23 protein-coding genes are annotated in these 21147 nt (G+C 55.5%); 9 read left to right on the top strand and 14 right to left on the bottom strand.

The genetic code is table 11. The features are described 5' to 3' along the window. Nucleotides 1-29: 29 nt before the first annotated feature. Complete coding sequence (gene hemW / locus IPM21_11535) at nucleotides 30-1286, top strand: radical SAM family heme chaperone HemW (GenBank protein MBK9164516.1); 1257 nt, start codon at nucleotides 30-32, stop codon at nucleotides 1284-1286. A gap of 56 nt (nucleotides 1287-1342) precedes the next feature. On the opposite strand, the gene IPM21_11530 is transcribed toward hemW, so the two are convergent. The 4 genes from IPM21_11530 to IPM21_11515 all read right to left on the bottom strand — a co-directional run bounded on the left by IPM21_11530 (nucleotide 1343) and on the right by IPM21_11515 (nucleotide 4593). Next, nucleotides 1343-1690, bottom strand: a complete 348-nt coding sequence (locus tag IPM21_11530; GenBank protein ID MBK9164515.1) for a DUF5615 family PIN-like protein — start codon at nucleotides 1688-1690, stop codon at nucleotides 1343-1345. Next, on the bottom strand, nucleotides 1690-2001 hold the full coding sequence (locus IPM21_11525) for a DUF433 domain-containing protein (protein MBK9164514.1): 312 nt from the start codon (nucleotides 1999-2001) through the stop codon (nucleotides 1690-1692). The genes IPM21_11530 and IPM21_11525 overlap by 1 nt, the downstream gene beginning before the upstream one ends. A gap of 53 nt (nucleotides 2002-2054) precedes the next feature. Next, entirely contained in the window at nucleotides 2055-3581 is a 1527-nt protein-coding gene (locus IPM21_11520) for a bifunctional metallophosphatase/5'-nucleotidase (GenBank protein MBK9164513.1), read from the bottom strand. A gap of 217 nt (nucleotides 3582-3798) precedes the next feature. Further along, a complete protein-coding gene (locus tag IPM21_11515; protein MBK9164512.1) occupies nucleotides 3799-4593 on the bottom strand; it encodes a tryptophan 2,3-dioxygenase in 795 nt (264 codons plus the stop codon). A gap of 340 nt (nucleotides 4594-4933) precedes the next feature. Here IPM21_11515 and IPM21_11510 point away from each other — a divergent pair, with 340 nt between their 5' ends. Beyond that, nucleotides 4934-5143 (top strand): cold-shock protein, encoded by a 210-nt coding sequence (locus IPM21_11510; protein MBK9164511.1) that lies wholly within the window; start codon nucleotides 4934-4936, stop codon nucleotides 5141-5143. Between the two features lie 109 nt (nucleotides 5144-5252). On the opposite strand, the gene IPM21_11505 is transcribed toward IPM21_11510, so the two are convergent. Further along, nucleotides 5253-5540: a hypothetical protein gene (locus IPM21_11505; protein ID MBK9164510.1), complete on the bottom strand. Its 288-nt coding sequence runs from the start codon at nucleotides 5538-5540 to the stop codon at nucleotides 5253-5255. A 144-nt stretch (nucleotides 5541-5684) separates the two neighbouring features. Between IPM21_11505 and IPM21_11500 the strand changes: the two genes are divergently transcribed. Continuing rightward, nucleotides 5685-7109: an L-seryl-tRNA(Sec) selenium transferase gene (locus tag IPM21_11500; protein ID MBK9164509.1), complete on the top strand. Its 1425-nt coding sequence runs from the start codon at nucleotides 5685-5687 to the stop codon at nucleotides 7107-7109. Here IPM21_11500 and serC read toward each other — a convergent pair. Beyond that, complete coding sequence (serC, locus tag IPM21_11495) at nucleotides 7106-8191, bottom strand: 3-phosphoserine/phosphohydroxythreonine transaminase (protein ID MBK9164508.1); 1086 nt, start codon at nucleotides 8189-8191, stop codon at nucleotides 7106-7108. The genes IPM21_11500 and serC overlap by 4 nt on opposite strands. A 192-nt stretch (nucleotides 8192-8383) precedes the next feature. On the opposite strand from serC, the gene IPM21_11490 reads away from it, so the two are divergent. From IPM21_11490 to IPM21_11480, 3 genes are all read left to right on the top strand, one after another. Then, nucleotides 8384-9700 (top strand): hypothetical protein, encoded by a 1317-nt coding sequence (locus IPM21_11490; GenBank protein MBK9164507.1) that lies wholly within the window; start codon nucleotides 8384-8386, stop codon nucleotides 9698-9700. A 138-nt stretch (nucleotides 9701-9838) separates the two neighbouring features. Then, nucleotides 9839-10741 (top strand): hypothetical protein, encoded by a 903-nt coding sequence (locus IPM21_11485; protein ID MBK9164506.1) that lies wholly within the window; start codon nucleotides 9839-9841, stop codon nucleotides 10739-10741. A gap of 158 nt (nucleotides 10742-10899) precedes the next feature. Continuing rightward, nucleotides 10900-12585, top strand: a complete 1686-nt coding sequence (locus tag IPM21_11480) for a putative Ig domain-containing protein (GenBank protein ID MBK9164505.1) — start codon at nucleotides 10900-10902, stop codon at nucleotides 12583-12585. A 1-nt stretch (nucleotide 12586) separates the two neighbouring features. Here the strand turns inward: IPM21_11480 and IPM21_11475 are convergent, their stop codons facing one another. After that, complete coding sequence (locus tag IPM21_11475; protein MBK9164504.1) at nucleotides 12587-13231, bottom strand: DUF480 domain-containing protein; 645 nt, start codon at nucleotides 13229-13231, stop codon at nucleotides 12587-12589. Between the two features lie 186 nt (nucleotides 13232-13417). Between IPM21_11475 and IPM21_11470 the strand changes: the two genes are divergently transcribed. After that, nucleotides 13418-14050: a hypothetical protein gene (locus tag IPM21_11470; protein MBK9164503.1), complete on the top strand. Its 633-nt coding sequence runs from the start codon at nucleotides 13418-13420 to the stop codon at nucleotides 14048-14050. Here the strand turns inward: IPM21_11470 and IPM21_11465 are convergent. From IPM21_11465 to IPM21_11455, 3 genes are read right to left on the bottom strand one after another with little or no spacing between them, the layout of a single operon-like run. Continuing rightward, nucleotides 13986-14516 (bottom strand): DinB family protein, encoded by a 531-nt coding sequence (locus IPM21_11465; protein MBK9164502.1) that lies wholly within the window; start codon nucleotides 14514-14516, stop codon nucleotides 13986-13988. The genes IPM21_11470 and IPM21_11465 overlap by 65 nt on opposite strands. Nucleotides 14517-14532: 16 nt before the next feature. Beyond that, nucleotides 14533-15000 carry a PaaI family thioesterase gene (locus tag IPM21_11460; GenBank protein MBK9164501.1) on the bottom strand — a complete coding sequence of 156 codons (468 nt, stop codon included), beginning with the start codon at nucleotides 14998-15000 and terminating at the stop codon, nucleotides 14533-14535. A 51-nt stretch (nucleotides 15001-15051) separates the two neighbouring features. After that, nucleotides 15052-16080, bottom strand: a complete 1029-nt coding sequence (locus IPM21_11455; GenBank protein MBK9164500.1) for a TerC family protein — start codon at nucleotides 16078-16080, stop codon at nucleotides 15052-15054. Between the two features lie 299 nt (nucleotides 16081-16379). Between IPM21_11455 and IPM21_11450 the strand changes: the two genes are divergently transcribed. After that, nucleotides 16380-18080 (top strand): carbon starvation protein A, encoded by a 1701-nt coding sequence (locus tag IPM21_11450; protein ID MBK9164499.1) that lies wholly within the window; start codon nucleotides 16380-16382, stop codon nucleotides 18078-18080. A 62-nt stretch (nucleotides 18081-18142) separates the two neighbouring features. Then, nucleotides 18143-18874: an MBL fold metallo-hydrolase gene (locus tag IPM21_11445; GenBank protein MBK9164498.1), complete on the top strand. Its 732-nt coding sequence runs from the start codon at nucleotides 18143-18145 to the stop codon at nucleotides 18872-18874. Here IPM21_11445 and IPM21_11440 read toward each other — a convergent pair. The 4 genes from IPM21_11440 to IPM21_11425 form a co-directional block, all read right to left on the bottom strand. Further along, complete coding sequence (locus tag IPM21_11440; protein MBK9164497.1) at nucleotides 18871-19338, bottom strand: zinc ribbon domain-containing protein; 468 nt, start codon at nucleotides 19336-19338, stop codon at nucleotides 18871-18873. The two genes, IPM21_11445 and IPM21_11440, sit on opposite strands and share 4 nt — an antisense overlap. A gap of 3 nt (nucleotides 19339-19341) precedes the next feature. After that, the gene (locus IPM21_11435; GenBank protein ID MBK9164496.1) at nucleotides 19342-19974 is read right to left on the bottom strand and encodes a hypothetical protein; all 633 of its coding nucleotides are present in this window, start codon (nucleotides 19972-19974) and stop codon (nucleotides 19342-19344) included. A 140-nt stretch (nucleotides 19975-20114) separates the two neighbouring features. Continuing rightward, nucleotides 20115-20654 carry a hypothetical protein gene (locus IPM21_11430; protein MBK9164495.1) on the bottom strand — a complete coding sequence of 180 codons (540 nt, stop codon included), beginning with the start codon at nucleotides 20652-20654 and terminating at the stop codon, nucleotides 20115-20117. Nucleotides 20655-20663: 9 nt separating this feature from the next. Next, the gene (locus tag IPM21_11425; protein MBK9164494.1) at nucleotides 20664-21101 is read right to left on the bottom strand and encodes a YtxH domain-containing protein; all 438 of its coding nucleotides are present in this window, start codon (nucleotides 21099-21101) and stop codon (nucleotides 20664-20666) included. Nucleotides 21102-21147: the final 46 nt, after the last annotated feature.

The raw sequence follows: 21147 nt of genomic DNA, 5'->3' as shown, positions 1-21147 counted from the left end.
TTCGGCCGGCAGGGTGATATCCTTTTCCCATGGCGGCCGGGGTTTACATCCATATTCCTTTCTGCAAGTCGCGGTGTTCTTACTGCGACTTTGCGACCGATGTGTATCGCGATTCCGATGCAGTTGAGCGATACGTCGCGGCGTTGGTGCAGGAGATCTTGTCGGAACCGCCTGCGTTAGCGGGCGGCCAATCTACCAGCCTGTCGGAACCGCCTGCGTTAGCGGGCGGCCAGTCTACCAGCCTGTCGGAACCGCCTGCGTTAGCGGGCGGCCAGTCTGCCAGCGAACCTCAACGCAATACGAACTGGCCCGCCGCTTACGCAGCGGGTTCTGACATCGACACCATCTACTTCGGCGGCGGGACGCCCTCGCTGCTTGAACCGGAGCAGGTCGAAAGGATCCTAAACGCAGTGGACTCGATGTTCTCCGTGGCGAACGACGTCGAGATCACGATGGAGATGAACCCAGCGACGGTCACGCCGGAAAAGCTCGATGCCTTCAAGAGCCTCGGTATCAATCGTGCGAGCTTTGGCGTCCAAACCTTCAACGAACGCGACCTCAAGCTCCTGGCCCGCGGCCACGATGCCAATGACGCACGGCAAACCTACCGGATGCTTCGCGAGGCGGGCTTCGCGAACATTAGCTTTGATCTCATCGCCGGATTGCCCGGCCAGACGCTCGAAGACTGGTCACGTAATCTCGCCGAAGCAATAGCGATGGAGCCCGAGCATCTTTCGCTGTATCTTCTTGAAATTCATGAATCGACGCCGCTTGCGGAGCAGGTCCGCAGCGGCCGCCGGACGCCCATCGACGAAGAACTCGCCGCCGAGATGTACGAGCTGATGCTCGACCGCCTCGCCGCCGCGGGCTACGAGCAATACGAGATCTCGAACTTTGCCAAGCCCGGATTTGAATCTCGCCACAACACGAAATATTGGCGGCTCGAACCGGTCTTCGGCTTTGGCGTCTCGGCTCATTCATTCGACGGCCGCGAGCGTTACGCCAACGAGCGCGATACGGCAAATTACGTAGAGCTAATCGAACGCAGCGGCTCCGCTGAAACCTTCCGCGAAACCATCGACCTCGCGTCAGAATCCGCATTCCTTGGTCTTCGCATCAGCGAGGGCATTGATCTTGATGAATATAGAAAACTATTCGGCATCGACCTTAGGCGGAAAATGGTGGCTTTTGCTCAGGACGGCCTTGTCCTGATCACCGATAAGCGACTCAGTCTAACACGACGCGGAATGCTTTATTCGAATGAAATATTTCAGTCGTTTGTCTGATCGAAGTTTTGTGTTTGAGCCTTTGAGGCTGAGCAATAACGGGTACGGTAAAATTCTCAGTACGGGATGAATTCTAGTCGATTGACCAGATCTTCCGGGTCGAGTGTCTTTGCGATAAGTTCAAGATCATCAATTATTTTTCCGATCGGGGAATTCAATTGGTTTGAGTGCACTACCCCTGAGAAGGATTTGGACTGTTTGAGCCGCTTCGTGGCTTCTTGAACAAAGTCTGCATCTTGGGTGTAGACGATCCTTCCAAGTTCGGTCGCACGATCGAGAAGTGCAGGGTCTGAAAGTCGCCGCCGCTGATCTTCGACGGCCGTCAAAACATCGACACCCCGTCTACGTAATCCGTCGATGACAGCGTTCGAGATCTGAACGTCTGTGCAAATACCGACCGCCATCAGATAAGGCCTTTCGCTCGTGCCTTGTTGATCACAAATCGGGAAGTATGCTCCTTCTTGACCTTCTCGATATACTCCTCTCTACGCCGAATGTCAGCGTTGAGCTCTTCCTCATGATCCCAATAATAGGCAAGGGCGGCATGGATCTGCCCCATGGTGAGATACGGATGCTGGTAATGCATTTCCTCAGGGCTCCATCCATGAGCTAAAAGGTCCAGAGCAACCTCGATGACCTTGGTCGTCGTTCCTTTAATATGCGGAACGCCTTTCTTGTCAAAGACAATATGCTCGTATTTGGCCGAAACCGCCATAATCGTATCCTAACTCACGTTGATCTCTAAATCCATAAAATTCTATGGACAGATCAGTTCAATCTTATGATCCGCCCTTCCACCCTCGGCGAGATGGTCGAGTTTGGCGAATCCTTAATGGCTTTTTCGAAGACCTCGGAATCTTTTGGTGCCTTGTCGGCGGCGAGCAGTATCTTCGCTTTTTTGAACATCGTGTAGCCGTCGCCGGACCGCGAGACGAGGAAGTCGGAGGTCGCGATTGTATAAACGGCATCGTCTACGACCCGCTTTCCGCCAACGGTCGCGTCCAAAACCCTCTGGCCGGGCAGTTTGCCCGCGTCAAAGGTGAACTTAAGCCCCGAGACCTGCGGGAACCGCCCCGGTTCGCTGTCCTCGGCCGAGCGGGCAACGCTGTGTTCGAGGATTTCCATCAGCGTCTTGCCCGTCACCTCGACCTTCACGATCGGATTGTTGAAGGGCAGCATCGAGAGCACGTCGCGTTTCGTTAGCGGCCCGGGGTTGTAAGAAAGATCCGCCCGAATCGAACCGCCATTTACGAAACCGATATCGGCACCGACCGCATTACGATAAGCATCGGCGATGAAGTTCCCGATGTCGGTTTCTTTGTTCCTTACCGAATATGAAAGCGCGTCGAGCGGGACCGATGTCGCTCCCACGCGCACCTCAAGCTGGTCGAGAAGTTCTTTGTACTTGGCGATGACCGGGGCGAACTCCGGTGCATCGGCGATTCGGTCCGTGACCGGTATCACCTGCCAGTCCATGCTCGCAAGCTTGCCCGTCTTTTTGTCGATGAAGAGGTCGAATTTGCCGACCTCACGCGCATCGGCCCACATCTTGAAGATCGGAACGCCGGCCGCCGAAGACTGCAGAAGCGTGTGTTCGTGCCCGCCCAGTATCAGATCGATGCCGGGCGCGCAGGCAGCAAGCTTTTTGTCCTGCGCCATGAAAAGATGCGTTAGCCCAATGATGGTATTTGCACCGGCGGCCCGCATTTTCGGGATGAGCTCCTGCGCCGTTTGGCAATAATCCGCGACCTGAAGGTGCTCCTCTATCGAGGATGTCTCTTTCGTCTCCGGAAGCAACAGGCCAATGAACCCGATCTTGACGCCGCCGATCTGGCGAATAACGAACGGTGGCATATCGGCAAAGATCTTGCCGGTTTTTGTATCGATGACGTTCGAACCAAGCCACGTAAATCTCGACTCCTTCATCCGCGCCAGCAGTTCGTCGGTTTTGATATCAAACTCGTGATTGCCAAGCACGCTGTAATCGAGCCCGACCATATTCCAAGCATCGATCATCTGCTTGCCACGATACGTCCGCGTCTCGACCGAGGGCGAAAGAGTGTCGCCGCCGAGCGTCATCAGCGTATTCGGGTTATCTTTCAGAGCCTCTTTGCGGAGCGTCATAACGCGTGCCAAGCCGCCCCGCTTCCCGCCATCAACCGGCGTGAACTGGTAAGTGTCGTTCAAATGCAGGATCGTAACGCGAACGGTCTCTGAGTCCTGGCCGAAAGCCGCCACCGCGAATAGGAGACTTACGAACAGGCTGAAAATAAGCTTTGAATGGGTGTTCATCATGATAATTACTGTCTGCAGCTTTCGGAGTAAGTGAGAAGGGAGAGGTGTTAAGTGAAAAAGGTCGGCTGCAAACTGATAAGTAAAAGATGATAAATTGTCGAAAGTGCGTCGCTCGGCGTACGATCTAAGCGATCTCAAAAGCTGCGTCCCATGACCTATCAATTCTCATCTCTCATTTTTCACGATCCACTCGTCACTCATCACGCATCACTCATCACTAACTAACATCGTTCACTGTAAGATGCGTCCGCGCTTCCCAGAGTTCGGGAAAGAATTTCTTTTTGAGTGTCGTCGTCAGGTAGCCAACGCCTTCTGAGCCGCCGGTCCCGCGTTTCATTCCGAGCATCCGCTCGACCATTTGGATGTGATTGTAACGCCAGGCGATTATCAGTTCGTCATGCTCGATCAAAAGGTCCTGCATGTTGTAAAGCTCGGCGTAAGCTTCGGGTTTCGCCAGCATCTTGACGGTCGAATCCATGCGTTCCTCATAGCTTCCAGCCGCGAGGCCGCTGCGTCCAACGAGCGCCCAGAAGGCATCGGCGAGCGACGGCGAATCGAACCTCGCTTTCAAACGCGTGTACGCAAATTCATCCTCGCGAAATGATTCGAGTATCTTCTCGTCCTTTGCTCCGGACGAAAACTCGAGCTCGCGAAACTGCATTGATTGAAACCCGCTCGCCGGATTCAGCTTGTCGCGAAACTCGAGAAAGCCGATCGGCGCCATCGATTCGAGAATGTGGATCTGCATTACCAGTATCCGCTCGATCGAATTGACCCCTCGAAGCGAATGATTGGCGCGAAAGAGCCGGCCCTCGTTCATCCATCCGATACATGCGTCGAGTTCGTGAAGTATCTGCTTGAACCAAAGCTCGTAGGTCTGATGGATGATTATGAAGAGCAGCTCGTCGTGGCTCTCCGGATCGGAAAGTGTTTCTTGAAGCCGAATGAGCTCCGGCACCTTCAAATACTTGTTGTATGAAAGCGGCGCATTGCCGCCATAAGTTGATGACATCGCAAAAGTTTTCCCTGCAAAAGACACCGTAATCATCGGCTATCGGCAACTTTCTGTCAATTTTCGTCAATTTTGTCGGTTTTCCCGAGAAAGTGCTTGACACCGGCGTTAAATATAAGTAAATTCGCCTTCATCGAAGATTATACCCGCGTAGTCTAACCAAACAGATCTTGCAATTTAAGATTTGATTGAACTTTGAGGTTTCTCCCTTTTCAAAGTCCGGTCGAGCTTCATCTTCGACGCTTTCCGATCAAGGGGTTTTTCCTGTGGATCTGCCAATACACTTGGCAGACAAAGAGAATTTGATTTTTTGAAGTTTGTAGGAGGAATCAGAATAGTGATGTCAAAGACAGTAGGAATGGTCAAGTGGTTCAACAACGCAAAGGGCTATGGCTTTATCGAGCAGCCCGGCGAACAGGACATTTTCGTGCATTACAGCGCGATACTTGGCGACGGCTATAAGACCCTTATCCAAGGACAGGAAGTTGAGTTCGAGGTGACGAACGGTCCCAAAGGCCCGCAAGCTGAGAACGTTGAGGCCCGCGCCTGAAGTCGAATAACTGACCGTTTTCAATCACCCTGCTTTTGATCGAAAGCGATAATGTAAAAGCGGCCGCCAGATCTGGCAGCCGCTTTTTGTTTTAATACTTCCGTCGAGGCTAGATGAGTTCCTCGCCCCTTGCACGGAGCGTTCGCCGCCAGAGCTCGCGATACGATGTAAACCTCGCAACAAGGCCTTGCATCTGGTACCGCTGGCCATAGGAGAGGTTTCGTTTATCCGCGAGCCGCTTCAGATTTGCCTCAAGCCGAGCCCGGGCCTCGAGCGGCGGTCGCTTACTTGCACCATTGAAATAGATATCGAAGTCGATCTTCAGCTTTCTGATCGCTTCATCGATGCGGGATATTTCCTGATCGACGGCTGCGGACTCTTCAAGCCTGGACGGCATTTGGCGGATGGAGGTCGAGATCTTGTGTCGGTTTACCATAGGAATGAGGGGCGAGGGACGGGCTTTTGGGCAAAGGGCCCTTTAAAGCAAATTACTATCGGCCGGACTTTTCCAAAAATTTCCCGCGTATGCTATTGATGGTCTATGCCCGAAGCCGCCAACCGACCATCGCCTAACCCTTTAAGCCAGCTTCCATCGATCGATGAATTGCTTCAGTCCGACATTTTGACGAATTCGATCGCCGAGTTTGGCAGCGTGCGGGTGACGAAATGGGCCCGGCTGGCGGTCGATCAACTGCGGAGCGAGATGTTGAGCTCGCCACCGTCGGAACCGACCGGTAAATCCGCACTTGCCGATGCCGCATTCGGCCTTATCAAAGTTCATCAGGACGCTTTTGCAAGGTCGCTGCTTTCGGGCGTGATCAACGCGACCGGCGTCGTCATTCACACAAACCTCGGCCGGGCACCGCTTTCGGAAAACGCAAAAAAGGCGATCGCCGAGACCGCCGCCGGCTATTGCACGCTCGAATACGACATCGCCACCGGCAAACGCGGCAAGCGCGGACGCGGTGCGGAAGAGCTTATCGCATCGCTGACCGGAGCCGAGGCCGCCGTCATCGTCAACAACTGCGCTTCGGCAGCGTTTTTGACACTTACTGCTCTAGCCGCGGGCCGCGAGGTGGTCATTTCCCGCGGCGAATTGGTCGAGATCGGCGGCGATTTTCGCGTGCCGGATGTCCTTGCCCGCTCGGGCTGTGTTTTAAAAGAGGTCGGCACCACCAATCGGACAAAGCTCGCGGATTACGAGAAAGCGGTCAACGAAAACACCGCGATGCTGCTCCGCGTTCATCCCTCGAATTACCGCATCATCGGCTTTACCTCGACGCCCGGCAATGAGGAGATGGCCGCCCTCGCAAAGGCGAAGGGCGTGGTCTTTTTTGAAGACGCGGGCTCGGGTGCGTTGGTCGATCTGAGCGAATTCGGGCTCGGCGATGAGCCGCTCATTTCTCGATCGGTCACTGAAGGCGCTGACCTCGTCGCCTTTAGTGGTGACAAGCTTCTCGGCGGGCCGCAGTCGGGTCTTATCGTCGGCCGACGCGAGCTTATAGACGCCATCCGCCGTCATCCGCTTTACCGGGCACTCCGGCCGGACAAGCTGACCTATGCCGCGCTTGAAGCCACACTCCTCGCCTACGAACGCGGAACGCATTTTAACGAGATCCCGGTTCTGCGGATGCTCTCAATGTCAGAGGAAGAGTTGGCTGCCCGAGCCGCGAACTCTGCAGAAGCACTGCAAAATAGGTTGCCGAAGGATATCGCGTTTGACGTTGACGTGATCCGCGGAGAGTCTGCTATCGGCGGCGGATCCGCTCCCGGCGTTCATCCGGAAACGACATTGATCGCACTTACTGGCCGCGGCACATCCGCAGAAGATATTGAGCGTCGGCTCCGGCTTGGAATCCCGCCGGTCATCGCCCGCATCGCCGAAGACCGTTTGCTGATCGACCTAAGGACCGTTCGGCCCGAGCAGGAATCTTTGGTGATAGATTCCATCGTAGGCCTCGCCTAGCCGTTCGTGTCACGGAATTCTCTCATGAACTCGACCAATGCCGTAACGCCTTCGTGCGGAAATGCGTTGTAAATCGAGGCGCGGATGCCGCCGACCGAACGGTGGCCGCGGAGTCCGCTCATCCCGCAGCGTTCCGCCTCGGTGCAAAAGCTCTCTTCGAGTTCTTCGCTCGGCAAACGAAAGGTGACATTCATCAGCGACCTCGCGGACCGCTCGGCGTGTCCTCGGTAGAAGCCGTCGCTCGCATCTATCGCCTCGTAGAGCAGTTTCGCCTTTGCTCGGTTTCGCTCGGCCATCGCCGCGAGCCCGCCTTGCTCTGAAAGCCAATCCGTCACCAGCCCGATTAGATAAATGCCCCACGTGTTTGGCGTGTTCGGCATCGAGTCGGCCTTTGCATAGCTCCGGTAATCGAGAAGCTGCGGCAGGCCGTCTGGGGTGCGTTCGAGCAGGTCGTCGCGGATGATGACGACCGTCACGCCGCTCGGGCCGATGTTCTTTTGCGCCCCGGCGTAGATCAACGCATATTTCGAAACATCGATCGGCCGCGAAAGAATATTCGACGAAGCATCGCAGACGACCGGAATGCCGCCTGCTTCGAGATCATACGGAAATTCAACGCCGTCGATCGTTTCGTTCGAAGTGTAATGGACAAAGGCCGAATCGGCGGAAAAGGCAACCTCGTCGGCCAAAGGCACTGATCGAAACCCCGATCCCTTCGTCGTAAAGCTCTCATTCACCGGACCGAACCGGCGGGCTTCGGCGATCGCCTTCTCGCCCCAGGCACCGGTGGTTATGTAGTCGGCATGGCCTCCGCGAAGAAGGTTCATCGGCACCATTGAGAACTGCATAGTCGCACCGCCGTATGTGAAGAGCACTCGGTAATCTGCCGGTAGGCCCAAAAGCTCTCGAATTCCCGCTTCCGCCTTATGGAGAACGCTCTCGAATTCCGGCGAGCGGTGGCTCATTTCCATCACGCTCATGCCCGCTCCGCCGAGCGACAAAAGCTCTTCCCTTGCCCGCTCAAGCACGGGCTCCGGCATTACGGCCGGCCCGGCACTGAAATTAAAGATCCTGCTGGTCATAAAGATAGAGCATTAAGCCAGATGCCAGTTAGCCCATGCTTTTTGTTTTTCTGATGGTCTTTAGCCTCCGACCCTCTCGAAATTTGAGACTAATTCGGGTAAACTCTATTCCAATATAAACCCAAAACCCGGGTTCTGCATCCTAGTCCTGCGACCTGAAGGAAACAGGACCTATAGATCGGAGAAATCGCTATGTTCAAGAGAAAAGTTTTTGGTTCGCTGGCCGTTATGGCCTTCGTACTCTCGCTTGGTTTAACTGCCTTTGGCCAAACCGCTCCGGTACGCGGCAAGGTTCTTATCGAACAACCCGACGGCACGAAGGTGCCTGCGCCGGACATCTCGGTTGAGGCCTACCGGTCAGATATTTCGAAGGGCAAACTGCCCTCGGCCAAGACAAATCGCCGCGGTGAATTCACTTTCGCCGGAGTGCTTTTCGGCGCAAGGCTTATCATTGCTGTAGGTGGGCCGGGTATTGCACCATCGTATCTCGTAAATATTTCGCCCGGTAATGAAAACGTCGAATTTGTCGTAAAGCCGGGCGATGGCCGTATCCTCACTGAAGAGGAGGTTCGTGCAGCCGCTTCACAATCCGGAGGGGTTCCGGCTGCCGGGCTTTCTGACGAAGAGCGAAAGAAGCTCGAGCAGGAACAGGCGGATTTCGAAGCGAAACGTAAAGCTATCGAGGAAGCCAATGCACGCGCCGAGAAAGGCAACGAAGTTCGCCAAAGGACCCTGAAAGAAGGAAGCGAAGCGTTTGCCGCGAAGAACTACGACGTTGCGATCGCGAAGTTTGACGAAGGCTACCAGATCGACCCCGAATTCGTCGGCGGCGCCCCGCTCTTTTTGAACAACAAGGCCCTCTCGCTTCGCCAGAGGGCTGTTGGGATGTTCAATGAGAACGCGAACAAGCCGGCCGCCGAGAAACTGCCGGCAATGGCAAAGGTAAAGCAGGATTTTTCTGATTCGATCGAATCATACCGGAAGGCCTGGGACCTCTCTGCCACGGCGACCGCGGCCGACATGAGCGTTGTTACTCAGTTCAAGAAGCAAACGCTTGACGGTTCGCGAGAGGCGATCAGCCTGATGGTTCGGACGGAACAGGCCGTACCGGAGTCCGCAGAGTCGGTCAAAGCTTTGCTCGATGCTAACATAGCAGCAGATACCGACGACAAGCGAAAGGTCGAGACGCGGCTCATGTTGGCTGACTATTACCGCGTTGCCGGCGATGCCGATAATGCGATCGTCGCTTACAAGGCCGTTCTCGAAGCTGCTCCGGATAACGTTGACGCAATGGCCGGTGCCGGCCTCAGCCTTGTTAACGCCGGCTACCTGAACGGCAACGATGCTCAACTTCAGGAAGGTGCGAATCTGCTCCAGAAGTATGCAGATGCAGCCCCGGCAGGCCACCGCTACAAAGCGGACGCGACTGGACTGATCGAGGCCCTGAAGGCAGACAAGAACATCACTCCGCAGAAGACAGCTCGGCCTAGCACCCGCCGAAGAAACTAACGGAAAATCTCCGAACAAAACGAAGGAGCCGGTCTCAATGGCCGGCTTTTTTGCGCTTTGGCTGTCACAAACCCGGCGGCTTCGGTGTATCCACATTGAATTCCGCTTGCGGGCAGAAAAAATCATCTGGGGGCACTAATGCAGCAATTTTCAATTTTTCTCGGCCGTGTGGCCGCAGTATTTATCATCATCATTTTCGGAAACTGGATCATCGCGGCCCAGGAGAACGTTACGGGAAGCTGGACGGCGAAGGTAAAGGACGCCGCTTCCGGCAAGATACATTTATCATTTGAGCGAAAGAGCGAACGCGGCGGCAAGCACCAGAACGGCTCGACCTATGAGATCTCAGAGCTTAACGGCCTGAGCTCGGGCTCGTTTCAGAGTGGAAGCGTCAGCTTCTCGCTAGTCCGCGAAGCCGGGACGATCCAATGCGAGGGCACGTTTACCGATGGCAAGGGCAGCGGAACGTACCGCTTTTCGCCGAACTATGGCTTTGCAGACGGGCTGCGGGCACGCGGCTTCGAAGTTGATTCGGACGGTAACTCGACTCACCGATCGAGCCTCAAAGAAAGGCTTTTTATGGCCGCGATGCTGAATGTCACGACCGCTCTTGCGGACGATCTGGCCGCGGCAAACTTTGGCAAGCTCGGCCTCGATGATCTTTTTAAGGCAGCCATCTTTAAGATCGACGGCAAGTTCATGGCCGAGATGAAGGCGACGGGCTTTCCGAACCTTTCGATGGAAGACCTCGTCAAGGCTCGCATCTTTAAGATCGACGCCGAGTTCGTCCGCGGCATCAAGGACATGGGCTTCGGAGCGGACAACTTCGAGCACCTCGTGAAATACAGCATTTTCAAGGTTACGCCCGAATATCTCAACTCGCTCCGAAATGAGGGGCTGACCAACCTCGACCCCGAAGAGGTCGTCAAACTTCGCATCTTTAAGGTCGATGCCGAATTCGTCCGCAAGGCCCGGACCGAAAACCCGAACATCAGCGTCGGCGACATCGTCAACAAAAAGATCGGCGTCTGGGTCAGATGAAGTTCTCCCATTGATCCTTTAGAAGAGGCTTCGGCCTCTTTTTTTGTTTCTCAAATTAGAATTTACCCTTCTATGAAACTCTTATATACCTATGGAGCCCTCTTTGTTCCCCACGACTATTGAATTCCCTTCCCCGGGTCGCATTTCGAGATCGCACCATGCTTAGAAAACTTCTTTTGACCGCGCTCGTGTTCTCGGCGATCGCAACTTCGCACGCAGCCGTCTACGACGTTCGGCCGGACGACCCGTCGATGACTGACATCGCAGACGTCCCATGGGCAACTCTTCAGCCGGGCGACGTCGTGCGGATACATTGGCGGCCCGAGCCGTACCGCGAAAAGTGGGTTATCTGCCGCCAAGGTACCGCCGACCAACCGATAACAGTCACCGGTGTTCCGGGCCCGAACGGCGAACTGCCGGTGATCAGCGGCGTCAATGCTACGACTCCCGCGAACCTCAATTTCTGGAGCGAGCAACGCGGCGTCATTAAGATCGGCGGGGCAAATATACCGGCGGACACAATGCCGCGGTTCATCGTGATCGAGGGCCTCGAGATCCGCGGGGCACATCCCGACTATCAATTCACGGGCCGCAACAATGTGATTCAGAACTACTCCTCGGCCGCATCACCGATCTTTGTCGAAAAAGGCGAGAACATCATCATTCGCAACAACATCATCACAGACGGAGCGAACGGCTTTTTTGCAGCCTCGACCGATTCAGCCCAATCGCGGAACATACTCGTTGAAGGCAATTACATCTATGGCAACGGGATCGTCGGGAGCATATTTCAGCACAACAACTACACGGCGGCGATCAATATCACGTTTCAGTTCAACCGTTTCGGCCCGCTGAGAAGCGGTGCGCCGGGCGTGAACCTCAAGGACAGGTCGGCCGGGTTGGTCGTTCGCTACAACTGGATCGAGGGCGGCAACCGAAACATCGATATGGTTGAGGGCGAAGATACGGCGGTGATCCGCAATGACCCGGCATACCAAAAAACATTTGTTTACGGCAATGTGCTGATCAAACAGGACGGCGGCAATAACCAGGTCGTTCACTACGGCGGAGATAACGGAAATACAGCCACTTACCGAAAAGGTAAGCTTTACTTCTACAACAATACGATCTATTCGGTGCGGGCGGGAACAACAGTGCTGATGCGGCTTTCGACCAATGACGAGACCGCCGATGCCCGAAATAACATCATATTTAACACCGCCGTTGGCACCAGCATGGCAATGCTCGCCGAATCTGGCCAACTTTCCCTCACAAACAACTGGGCAAAGACCGGATGGGGAAACTCGCACGAAGGCGGTGGATTTAACGGCACAGTGACCGGCGGCTCGACTATGGTCACAGGCACACAGCCCGGCTTTGCAGATGCGGGTGCGCAGAATTTCTCGCTTGCGGCCGGTTCGCCAACTATCGATGCCGGAACCTCGCCGCATTCGGACACTTTACCTGCAAACGCTTTGCAATCGCAATACGTGAAGCATCGGTCGATCGTTCCGCGCCCGTCCTTTGGCCCGGTCGACCTCGGCGCCTTCGAATACTCGGCGATTGCACCGATACAGATCATCACCGTAGACCTTGCCGATCCGCACTATTTGAGGTTCTACAATGAGTCGTTGTCAGCCGCTGGTGGTTCGGGGAGCTTTGCGTGGTCGGTGTCTGCCGGAAGCCTGCCACCCGGCCTGCGGCTCGACAGTTCTACCGGCGTCATCTTCGGCCGTCCGCGGCTAAAGGGTGTGTTCAGCTTCACAATAACGGTCTCTGACCCATCGGTTCCGGGGTCAACCGCAACCCGGGAATTCGTCATCGAAACTCGCCTCCACCCATAGTTTATTCAAACTGCCTGCGAAATTCCTCGAACATCGCCTTAAATTCCGTGAATTCCTGTCGGAGTTCGGCAAGCTGTGTTTCGACCTCGGCCAAGCGGTCGCCGCCCGCGGGAGCCGCTGAGCTGTGAGTTTCCACGAACGCCGCGGCATCGACCGGGCCGCTGAGCAGATGGGCGTAGCGAGCTTCCTTTTGACCGGGCTGGCGTTCGAGCTTTACGACCAACGGTTCATCGCGGCGAGCAAGTGAATCGAGCGTCTCCTGCACCTCGCTGATCGCACCGAATTCGTGAAGCCTGTCGGCCCGGCCGCGTAGTTCGCCCGCGGTCTGCGGCCCGCGAAGCAGCAGAAGCGTCATCACTGCCGTTCCCGCTTCTTCGAGCTCAAAGACCGACGGCAGCATATGCTTATACTTCACCGTCCGGCTCGTGCTCCCGTGGAAGAGATATACAAGGTTCTTGTCCCGCAGAGTATCAACGGCCGCCAGCACTTCCGATTCGCTAAGAGCCAACACCGGATCGCGGTTCGACTTTTGATTACACGCGGACGCCATCGAGTTCAACGTCAACGGATAATACTCCGGCGTCGTCAACTGCTTCTCGACCAAGCTCCCCAAAACCCTCGCCTCAATTACACTTATCACTGCCATACAATCCCGCAAAAGCTCTAAATCTCAATTCTAGTCTCTATAAATCATACACCGTTTCACTCGATCCCCGCGTCTCCTTGTCCCCTCTTCTCATTTTCTCTTCTTCTCCTTTTCTCCTTTTCTCCTCTTCTCCTCCCCTCGCAATTGCTTCCTCCACCGCTTTACGTGAAACTATACGTTTAAGCGATGGACGTTTTTATCACGAGGACCGAGGCTGAATTTGGGGAAGCATTTGACCGGCTCCGCACCGCCGCGGCACTTGGTTGCGATACCGAGACCTCCGGGCTGAGCCCTACGTCGGGCCGGCTCTATTCGGTGCAGTTCTCTGATGGCGAGTTCAATGTCCTCGTCCCGATTAGCGAGGGCGTCGGGCTCGGGCCGCTGGCAGACATTCTTACGGATGAAGGCATCATCAAGATCTTTCACAACGCCCGCTTTGACCTCGATTTTCTCTCGGCCGCTGGGCACTCGGTCAACAACGTCTTCGACACAATGATCGCCGAAAAGGTGCTGACCCGCGGCGCGAACCAGTCCGCCTCGCTCGCCGAAACGCTTTACCGCTATTTCGCCGTCGATCTGGACAAAACGCAGCGGGCAAAATTTACCCGCAAATGGGACGGCATCTGGACCGAAGAGCTCGTCGACTACGCCCTCTCGGACGTCGTCCATCTTCCGCGGCTGATGGCTGAGCAATCAGATTGGCTTGAAACGCTGGGTTTGTTTCCGAGATATACGGAGCTGATCACGCCACTTCTTACGGCCTCTGAGCGAGACTTTGCTCGACATGCCGGTGATGATGTTCGGCATGGTAGATCGTGAAGTAAAGAATTTCGCGAAGCGTAAGCTTGCCGAGCAGCGGATGCGGGAGCACGAGGATGTCGAGCTTTTTCTCGTCAAATTTTTCGACGTTCTTGCAAAGAGCCTCTACGTGCCCGCGAAGATCATTTACAAGCTTTTCTTTCTTCTCGAACGGGATCGCCTCGGGCCGGTACGCGTCCGGAGCGACAACTCCAGGAATCGCCGCCTGATATCGGGCAACCAGTTCGTCGTAGCTGACCGATGGATGATCCGCCTTTCCGAACATCGACTTAAGAACGAACTCGGGTGCACCGGCTCCCTTGTTCAAAGGTGCAAGCGAGCGGCACAGATGATCTGCCTGCTGGCCGGCGGTCCACTTTTCACCGTTCGGCGAGAAGGTAAAATCGGCCTCCGACATCGGCTCGATGAACGCGATGAATCCGAAGTATGTTCTCTTCAGTTCCTCGATGATCTTTGCTTTATCCATTTCGGTTTCGCGATCTCTACCAGCGATGGTACGCCGGATGGCCTTCCTTTACAGCGACGAAGACGCCGCGGCATGTATCGCAGACCTTGCCGCTGGCGATCAGCTCGGCCTCGACGGTTGCCCGGTCATCGGTCGATTCTACGACACGGGCACGAAGCGTTATCGGCCCATCGACCGGCGTCGGCCGCAGAAGCTTGACATGAAACTCCGCCGTAACGGTACACGGCGCCACGTCCTCGCCGGTCTTTTTCATCAGGTGAACTGCCGCCGCCCAATTTGAATGGCAGTCAAGAAGGGCGCCGATTATGCCGCCGTTCAGCACACCCGGAAACGCCTGATGGTGCGGCTCGGCGTACCACTCGGCAACCAACTCGTCGCCCTCCTCAAAACTCCTGATGTGGAGCCCCTTTTCGTTCGCCGGGCCGCAGCCGAAGCAGATCCCGCCCGGCGAATATGTCTCCTGTATGGATCTTTCACTGTGCATAACTCGGCGGAAGTTTAGCACAGCCACGGCTGCGGAGTAAGGAACGCTTCACTATGGAAGTCGATCGTCGTCGATTGGCGCTTTGCCCTTGAAGGGAAAGATCAGCGAAGCGATTATCGATATCGCGATGGTCGATAGAATGATCCCGAGCGACCACGTTATCGGGAATTTGCCGCCGAAGGCATCATTGAGCCAGACCATCTTTAGCCCGACGAAGATCAGCACGATCGAGAGCCCGTACTTGAGCAGATAGAACTTGGTAACCGCTCCCGCAAGCATAAAATACATCGCCCTTAGGCCGAGTATCGCAAAGATGTTCGAGGTAAAGACGATCATCGGCTCGGAGGTGATCGCAAAGATCGCCGGGACGGAATCGACCGCAAAAATGATGTCCGTCATCTCAAGGAAAAGCAGTGCGATGAAGAGCGGCGTCGCGGCCCAGCGGCCGTTCTCGCGGACAAAGAAGTGCTTGCCGTGGAGCTTCGGCGTGACCGGCATTACCCGTTTGAAAAGCTTGATCACCAGGTTCTTTTCCGGGTCGATCTCCTTCTCGGGCCCAAACATCATCTTCACTCCGGTGAGGATAAGAAAACCGCCGAAGATGTAGATGATCCAGTGGAACTGCATCAGCCACGAACCGGCACCGATGAAGATCGCCCGGAACACAAGCGCTCCGATGATGCCATAGAAAAGTACACGGTGCTGATACTTCAGCGGGACGGCAAAAAACGCAAAGACGATGACGAAAACGAAGATGTTATCGACCGAAAGCGATTTCTCGATGATGTACCCGGTAAGAAATTCGAGCGAGACGTTCCAAGCGGCAAGGTCCGGAACGAAGCCCGGGATCGCCATCAGCCGCTCGTCCTGTGGAAACTTCCAGAGAGTGTAGCGATAGAGAAGAAAATTAAAGAAAAGTGCCAGCGAGATCCAGACAACACTCCAAGCCGACGCCTCTTTGAAAGAGACCTCATGCTCCTTTCGGTGAAAAACACCGAGGTCGAGAGCAAGCATCAAAAGAACAAAACCGGTGAATGCAAGATAAAACCACCAGTACTCAGCGATAGGAAATAGACTCATACGTGATCCACAATAACCAGATTCGAATATACATCCGCAAAGAAAAAACCTCACGCGGACATCAAACGTGTGACGTCGCGCAAGGTCTTGATACTTTGCCTTCGGGCCGGAGCATTTCTGCTCGTATTGACGACCTGAAGGACCACTTGAGGGCAATCTACTCCCCTTGCAAAATTGTCAGGTTGAACAGTATCGAAACATGACTTACTTGTCAAGATTCGCCGAGCTTGAATTAACGCCGCAGCCTCGTGTAGATTCAATCGAAGCCTCACGCACCAACTGGCGGCTCGCGAAAGCCTATGCTCACCCTCATTGCTGTCGTTTTCATCGCCTGGCTTGTGTTCGGTTATTTCGGCTACGGCCGCTGGATCGCCCGGCAGTTCGTGCTCGATGATGCCCGCGTAACGCCGGCCAACCGGCTTGAGGACGGGCAGGACTTCGTGCCTATTTCGCCGTTCTACCTTTTCGGCCAGCATTTTTCCGCCATCGCCGCCGCTGGCCCGATAGCCGGTCCGATCATCGCCGGGATGGCGTTCGGCTGGCTGCCGTGTCTGATCTGGATCGCGTTCGGCGTTGTGCTGATCGGTGCCGTTCACGATTTTTCGGCACTAACTTCCTCAGTTCGACACGGCGCCGGTAGCATTGCGGAGATCACTCGCGACAATCTTGGCGGAGCCGCAGGCCGGGCGATGATGTTGTTTATCTGGCTCGCACTCGTTTACGTTATCGTCGCTTTCACGGACATCACGGCCGGCACATTCGTCTCCGGAGACGAAGCGCTTGCGGGCTCTACCGCGTTCAATCCCGGCGGAGCCGTTGCATTCGCTTCGGTCGCTTATCTTTGCCTCTCGATCCTTCTCGGCTTGGTCGAACGCTATCTCAAGCCGCCGCTCTGGCTCGCGACCATTATCTTCGTCCCGGCAACGTTCGGCGTTGCCTATCTCGGGACGATGTTTTCGAACGTCTTCGCCTTTGGCCATCAGACGTGGGGGATGATCATTCTACTTTATTGCATCGCCGCGTCGCTTGTGCCGGTCTGGGCGTTGCTCCAGCCGCGTGGTTATCTCGGCGGGTTTGTACTTTACTCGGCGATCGCACTCGGCATCATTGGCATCTTTTTCGGCGGTTACACGATCCAGCAACCGGCATTCAAGTCGTTCGACGTCGGCGGCATGACCGGAATGCTCTTCCCGTTTCTCTTTGTCACCATCGCCTGCGGTGCCTGCTCGGGCTTCCACGGCCTGGTCTGCTCGGGGACGACCTCAAAACAGCTCGATAAGGAATCGCACGCCCGGCCGATCGGTTACGGGGCAATGCTCGCCGAGGGCTTCGTTGCTTTCATGGCACTGGTCGTTGTGATGATCGCCGGGAATGAACTGCTCTACGGGCCGGACGGCAAGGCATTCGCCGCCGGGAAGATCTACGGCAACGGCATTGGCGAGTTCCTGTCGCTGCTGATCGGCAAGGAGAATCTGCCTTTCGCCATCACATTCGGGGCGATGGCGTTCTCGACCTTCGTCTTCGATACGCTCGATGTCGGTATGCGGCTTGGGCGATATTTGGTGCAGGAATTGATCGGCATTCCCGGCCGGCTCGGTGCCGTTATCGGCACGCTCGCGACGGTCGCGCTTCCCTTCGTTCTTCTTTTCTACGCAAAGCCGGGCTCGTGGGTGGAGTTTTGGACGCTTTTCGGAGCGTCGAACCAGCTCCTGGCGGCTCTAACCCTGCTCTCGATAACCGCGTGGCTCTACAAAGCACGCAAGCGGATCGCGTTCACCTTGCTGCCGATGCTTTTTGTGCTCGCTATAACGCTATGGGCACTCGCCATGCTCGTCATCGGAAACTTCCAGGCCTCGACCGGTTTCGACATCAAGCTAATAAACGGCATCGCGTCGCTTGTCCTTATCGGGCTTGCGATCTTTCTTGTGATAACAGCGTTCGTGAAACTCAGAAGCGAGGGCCGTACGCCGCCCGACCTCGAACCCGAGGCCGCAGTTTGACATTTTCACAACTGCGGTTTCGCGTTAAAAGATGATATGCTCCCGCACGCTACGGAGGACGCATGACCAGCATCACAGAGATCGCACCAGATATATTTCGCATCAACACCTTCATTCCCGAGGCGAACCTCGGTTTCAGCCAGTTCCTTGTCCGCGATGAGGAACCGCTTCTCTTTCACACCGGAATGCGGGCTTTGTTCCCGCTTGTCCGTGAAGCGGTCGCTTCGCTGATCGATCCGGCAAAGCTTCGATGGATCGGATTCAGCCATTTTGAGGCCGATGAATGCGGTTCGCTCAACGAATGGCAGGCGATCGCACCGCAGGCGACGGCCGTCTGCAGCATGGTCGGGAAAATGGTCAGCGTGGATGATTTCTCGCATGTGAACCCGGCGAAGGGGATGATCGACGGCGAAGAATTCTCTACGGGCTCGCACACGTTCCGGTTCATTTCGACGCCGCACGTTCCTCACAATTGGGAGGCCGGGTTGCTTTTTGAGACGACGTCCGGCGTACTCTTCGCTTCGGATGTTCTGCACCAGAACGGCGACGTTCCGGCTCTGACCTCGGACAGCGTTATCGACCGCGTCAGGCAGTCGATGCTCGAGATGCAGGCTAGCCCGCTTGCCGATTACTTGCCCTACACGCCTAAAACCGAAGCAACACTTAAACGTGTCGCGGACCTAAAGCCGCGGACGATCGCTTCGATGCACGGTTCGATCTACTCGGGCGACGGCGAGCAGGCGATACTTGAATATTCGGAGGTTCTGAAAGAGGTTTTCGGGCCCCAGGACTAGCGGCGTTCGACCGGAACTTCATCGAGCGTTCTGGTTGTGTGCTCGGTAACGCTGGCGGGGCGGTTAAACTCCTCGAGCGGGTTAGTGGACTTAGGCGGAAGCTGAACAAGCGGCTGCGGGTCGTCGAGCGTATGAGCCTTGATCCGTGGTTCCGAACCGATCTTTCGGTCGATCACCTTCGCGAGCTGACGCCCGACCATAAAGAGAACGGCGAAGAGAGTTGCGAGATAGGCGAGTACGAACGCGAAAACGGCTTCGGTTTTATCGACCTTATCCAACAGGATCGCCGTAAAGCCGACAAGCACTCCAAAACCGACGACCGCGATGGCGATCAGCGCTGATAGGAGTCCGCTAAAGATCGATTTCTCTTCGTCCTTCTCTTTCTCTTTGCGCAATTGAGCCCCGCAGCCATTACAGAAATTCAGGCTGTTGTCGATCTTTTTCCCGCACCGTTCGCAGTACATAGTTTACGTTTTGAGCGGCCCGATCTTTTCCTCAAGCCAGTTGGTCAGGTCGTCCACCGATTCGATGTGCACCGGCTTCCCGGTCCAGGCACGGGCGGCGAAGATGATCAGCATGATCGTCGTAACGATCGTGAAGACAAAACTGCCGATGGCGGCAAGATCAGTTACATTCTCGATAAAACCGAGAATGGTCGTAACGATCAACATACCGACATGCGCCGCCAGGCCCTGTGCGGCATGGAACCGAACCTTCGTCTCTTCTTTCGGGATCACTAAAAGCAAGATCAGCCCGGCGATCAGTCCGACCGAAAACGGCACATAAGGCAAACCGATAAGCCATTTTTCGGGAAGCCCGGTTCGCTCTTCCTTCCGGCTTGATGCACGATTGAGGTCCATCGCCGGAGCCGAATAAACGGCCGCGGGTGCGGCGCCGCCCTGAAATGAATAGGCGTTGAACTCGGCCTCACCAAATCGGCGCGTCTCATCCTCCGTAACGCTAGCCGGAGCTGTCGGAAATTCGGCCGTCTTGTACGGGCTTTGCGGAGCCGTGTAGCCGCCGACGTCTGCGGTCGCAGCAGCTTTTGCCTTTTCCGGAAAGTCCGGATCGAGCGGATTTGTATCAAATTTTTTAGGCATCCTCGCCTCTACTTTACGATAACTTCCGTCCCTTTGTTCAGATTATCTGCGGACCGCAACCGAACTGCCGCGGCCAAAATGCAAAGACACGGGAGAACCCTTAAGCTTCCCCGTGCCCTTATAAAACCCGCCGTACCGGATCAGCCGATGAACATATCCTCTTCGACATAAACCCGGTCGATGCGTTTTGGGGCCGGTGCGAAAAGCACCTCAAGCGCCTTGCGGACGCCCGCCATTACGGCCGCTAACTCCCTTGCCGGCTCAACTATCTTTGCCTGCACGAAATCGGTCGTATCGGTGACCTGCCGCTGCGTCCGGTCGATGGTCTGGCTGACCAATTCCACCTTGTCGCGAGCGACGATCGCCGTTGAGCCAACGAGTTGCTTAAGGTCGGAAACCTCATCCTTGATGAGTTCAGTTGACTCGGCGAGGTATTTAGTAGCCGTCGAAAGATTTTCCGAAACCTCGGTCAGGTGGACGGACATTACCTTCCCCTGGTCGCTCATTGTGTTGACCTTCGCGATGAGCGGTTCGACCCGTTCCTCGATCCGGTTAACGGTGGCGATCACCTTTCGAACGATCAAGGCGATGGCGATCGTTGAGACCGCCATCACAATAAAACAGACCGCTATGATGATCGAGGCGACCATCATCCAAAATTGCGGTTCATTTACATTCATAGAACCTGTTTAGCTTTTCTCTCCGTCCTTTACCGGATAGCTCGGACGGCCTTCTGCGATCGCCTTTGCTTCGGTCTTCCGCTTTTCGGCGATGTAGGCTTCTTTGCCTGCTTCAACCGCCGCGGAGAACGGATTTGCCGTACGGGCCGCTGCCGCGCGTGCCTTTTCGGCTACATCCTCAGCCTTTTCCTGTGCTGTATGGAGAAATTCGCCCGCTTTCTCGCGCGAAACCTCGTAATACTCCTCGGCGGTTTCCTGAAGGTGGTGCGCCGCCTCGCGGCCCTTGTCGAGGCCCTTACGGGTCACATCGGCGATGTCTCCGCGGAGTTCAACACCCGTCTTCGGAGCAAAAAGCAGAGCAATTATCGCCCCGATGCCGCCGCCAATAAGCAAATAAGTCAATTTTGTGCTGACGTTCGCCTCTTCCCTATCGTATTCGTTTCTCATATGTAACTCCTTATCGCTGTAAACGCGATCAATAAATAGCCTTTGA

The organism is Acidobacteriota bacterium, from assembly GCA_016716435.1.
In the GTDB taxonomy this organism is placed as follows: domain Bacteria; phylum Acidobacteriota; class Blastocatellia; order Pyrinomonadales; family Pyrinomonadaceae; genus OLB17.
This window is presented reverse-complemented; position numbering and strand designations above follow the sequence as displayed.

Excerpts from the sequence above, each read along its gene's own strand:
- IPM21_11515 (MBK9164512.1), bottom strand. The coding sequence starts at position 4,593 with ATGTCATCAACTTATGGCGGCAATGCGCCGCTTTCATACAACAAGTAT.
- IPM21_11450 (MBK9164499.1), top strand. The coding sequence starts at position 16,380 with ATGCTCACCCTCATTGCTGTCGTTTTCATCGCCTGGCTTGTGTTCGGT.
- IPM21_11455 (MBK9164500.1), bottom strand. The coding sequence starts at position 16,080 with ATGAGTCTATTTCCTATCGCTGAGTACTGGTGGTTTTATCTTGCATTC.
- IPM21_11435 (MBK9164496.1), bottom strand. The coding sequence starts at position 19,974 with ATGCCTAAAAAATTTGATACAAATCCGCTCGATCCGGACTTTCCGGAA.
- IPM21_11525 (MBK9164514.1), bottom strand. The coding sequence starts at position 2,001 with ATGGCGGTTTCGGCCAAATACGAGCATATTGTCTTTGACAAGAAAGGC.
- IPM21_11465 (MBK9164502.1), bottom strand. The coding sequence starts at position 14,516 with ATGGATAAAGCAAAGATCATCGAGGAACTGAAGAGAACATACTTCGGA.
- IPM21_11440 (MBK9164497.1), bottom strand. The coding sequence starts at position 19,338 with ATGTACTGCGAACGGTGCGGGAAAAAGATCGACAACAGCCTGAATTTC.
- IPM21_11425 (MBK9164494.1), bottom strand. The coding sequence starts at position 21,101 with ATGAGAAACGAATACGATAGGGAAGAGGCGAACGTCAGCACAAAATTG.
- IPM21_11510 (MBK9164511.1), top strand. The coding sequence starts at position 4,934 with ATGTCAAAGACAGTAGGAATGGTCAAGTGGTTCAACAACGCAAAGGGC.
- IPM21_11485 (MBK9164506.1), top strand. The coding sequence starts at position 9,839 with ATGCAGCAATTTTCAATTTTTCTCGGCCGTGTGGCCGCAGTATTTATC.
- hemW (MBK9164516.1), top strand. The coding sequence starts at position 30 with ATGGCGGCCGGGGTTTACATCCATATTCCTTTCTGCAAGTCGCGGTGT.
- serC (MBK9164508.1), bottom strand. The coding sequence starts at position 8,191 with ATGACCAGCAGGATCTTTAATTTCAGTGCCGGGCCGGCCGTAATGCCG.
- IPM21_11490 (MBK9164507.1), top strand. The coding sequence starts at position 8,384 with ATGTTCAAGAGAAAAGTTTTTGGTTCGCTGGCCGTTATGGCCTTCGTA.
- IPM21_11475 (MBK9164504.1), bottom strand. The coding sequence starts at position 13,231 with ATGGCAGTGATAAGTGTAATTGAGGCGAGGGTTTTGGGGAGCTTGGTC.
- IPM21_11445 (MBK9164498.1), top strand. The coding sequence starts at position 18,143 with ATGACCAGCATCACAGAGATCGCACCAGATATATTTCGCATCAACACC.
- IPM21_11520 (MBK9164513.1), bottom strand. The coding sequence starts at position 3,581 with ATGATGAACACCCATTCAAAGCTTATTTTCAGCCTGTTCGTAAGTCTC.
- IPM21_11470 (MBK9164503.1), top strand. The coding sequence starts at position 13,418 with ATGGACGTTTTTATCACGAGGACCGAGGCTGAATTTGGGGAAGCATTT.
- IPM21_11480 (MBK9164505.1), top strand. The coding sequence starts at position 10,900 with ATGCTTAGAAAACTTCTTTTGACCGCGCTCGTGTTCTCGGCGATCGCA.
- IPM21_11500 (MBK9164509.1), top strand. The coding sequence starts at position 5,685 with ATGCCCGAAGCCGCCAACCGACCATCGCCTAACCCTTTAAGCCAGCTT.
- IPM21_11530 (MBK9164515.1), bottom strand. The coding sequence starts at position 1,690 with ATGGCGGTCGGTATTTGCACAGACGTTCAGATCTCGAACGCTGTCATC.
- IPM21_11430 (MBK9164495.1), bottom strand. The coding sequence starts at position 20,654 with ATGAATGTAAATGAACCGCAATTTTGGATGATGGTCGCCTCGATCATC.
- IPM21_11460 (MBK9164501.1), bottom strand. The coding sequence starts at position 15,000 with ATGCACAGTGAAAGATCCATACAGGAGACATATTCGCCGGGCGGGATC.
- IPM21_11505 (MBK9164510.1), bottom strand. The coding sequence starts at position 5,540 with ATGCCGTCCAGGCTTGAAGAGTCCGCAGCCGTCGATCAGGAAATATCC.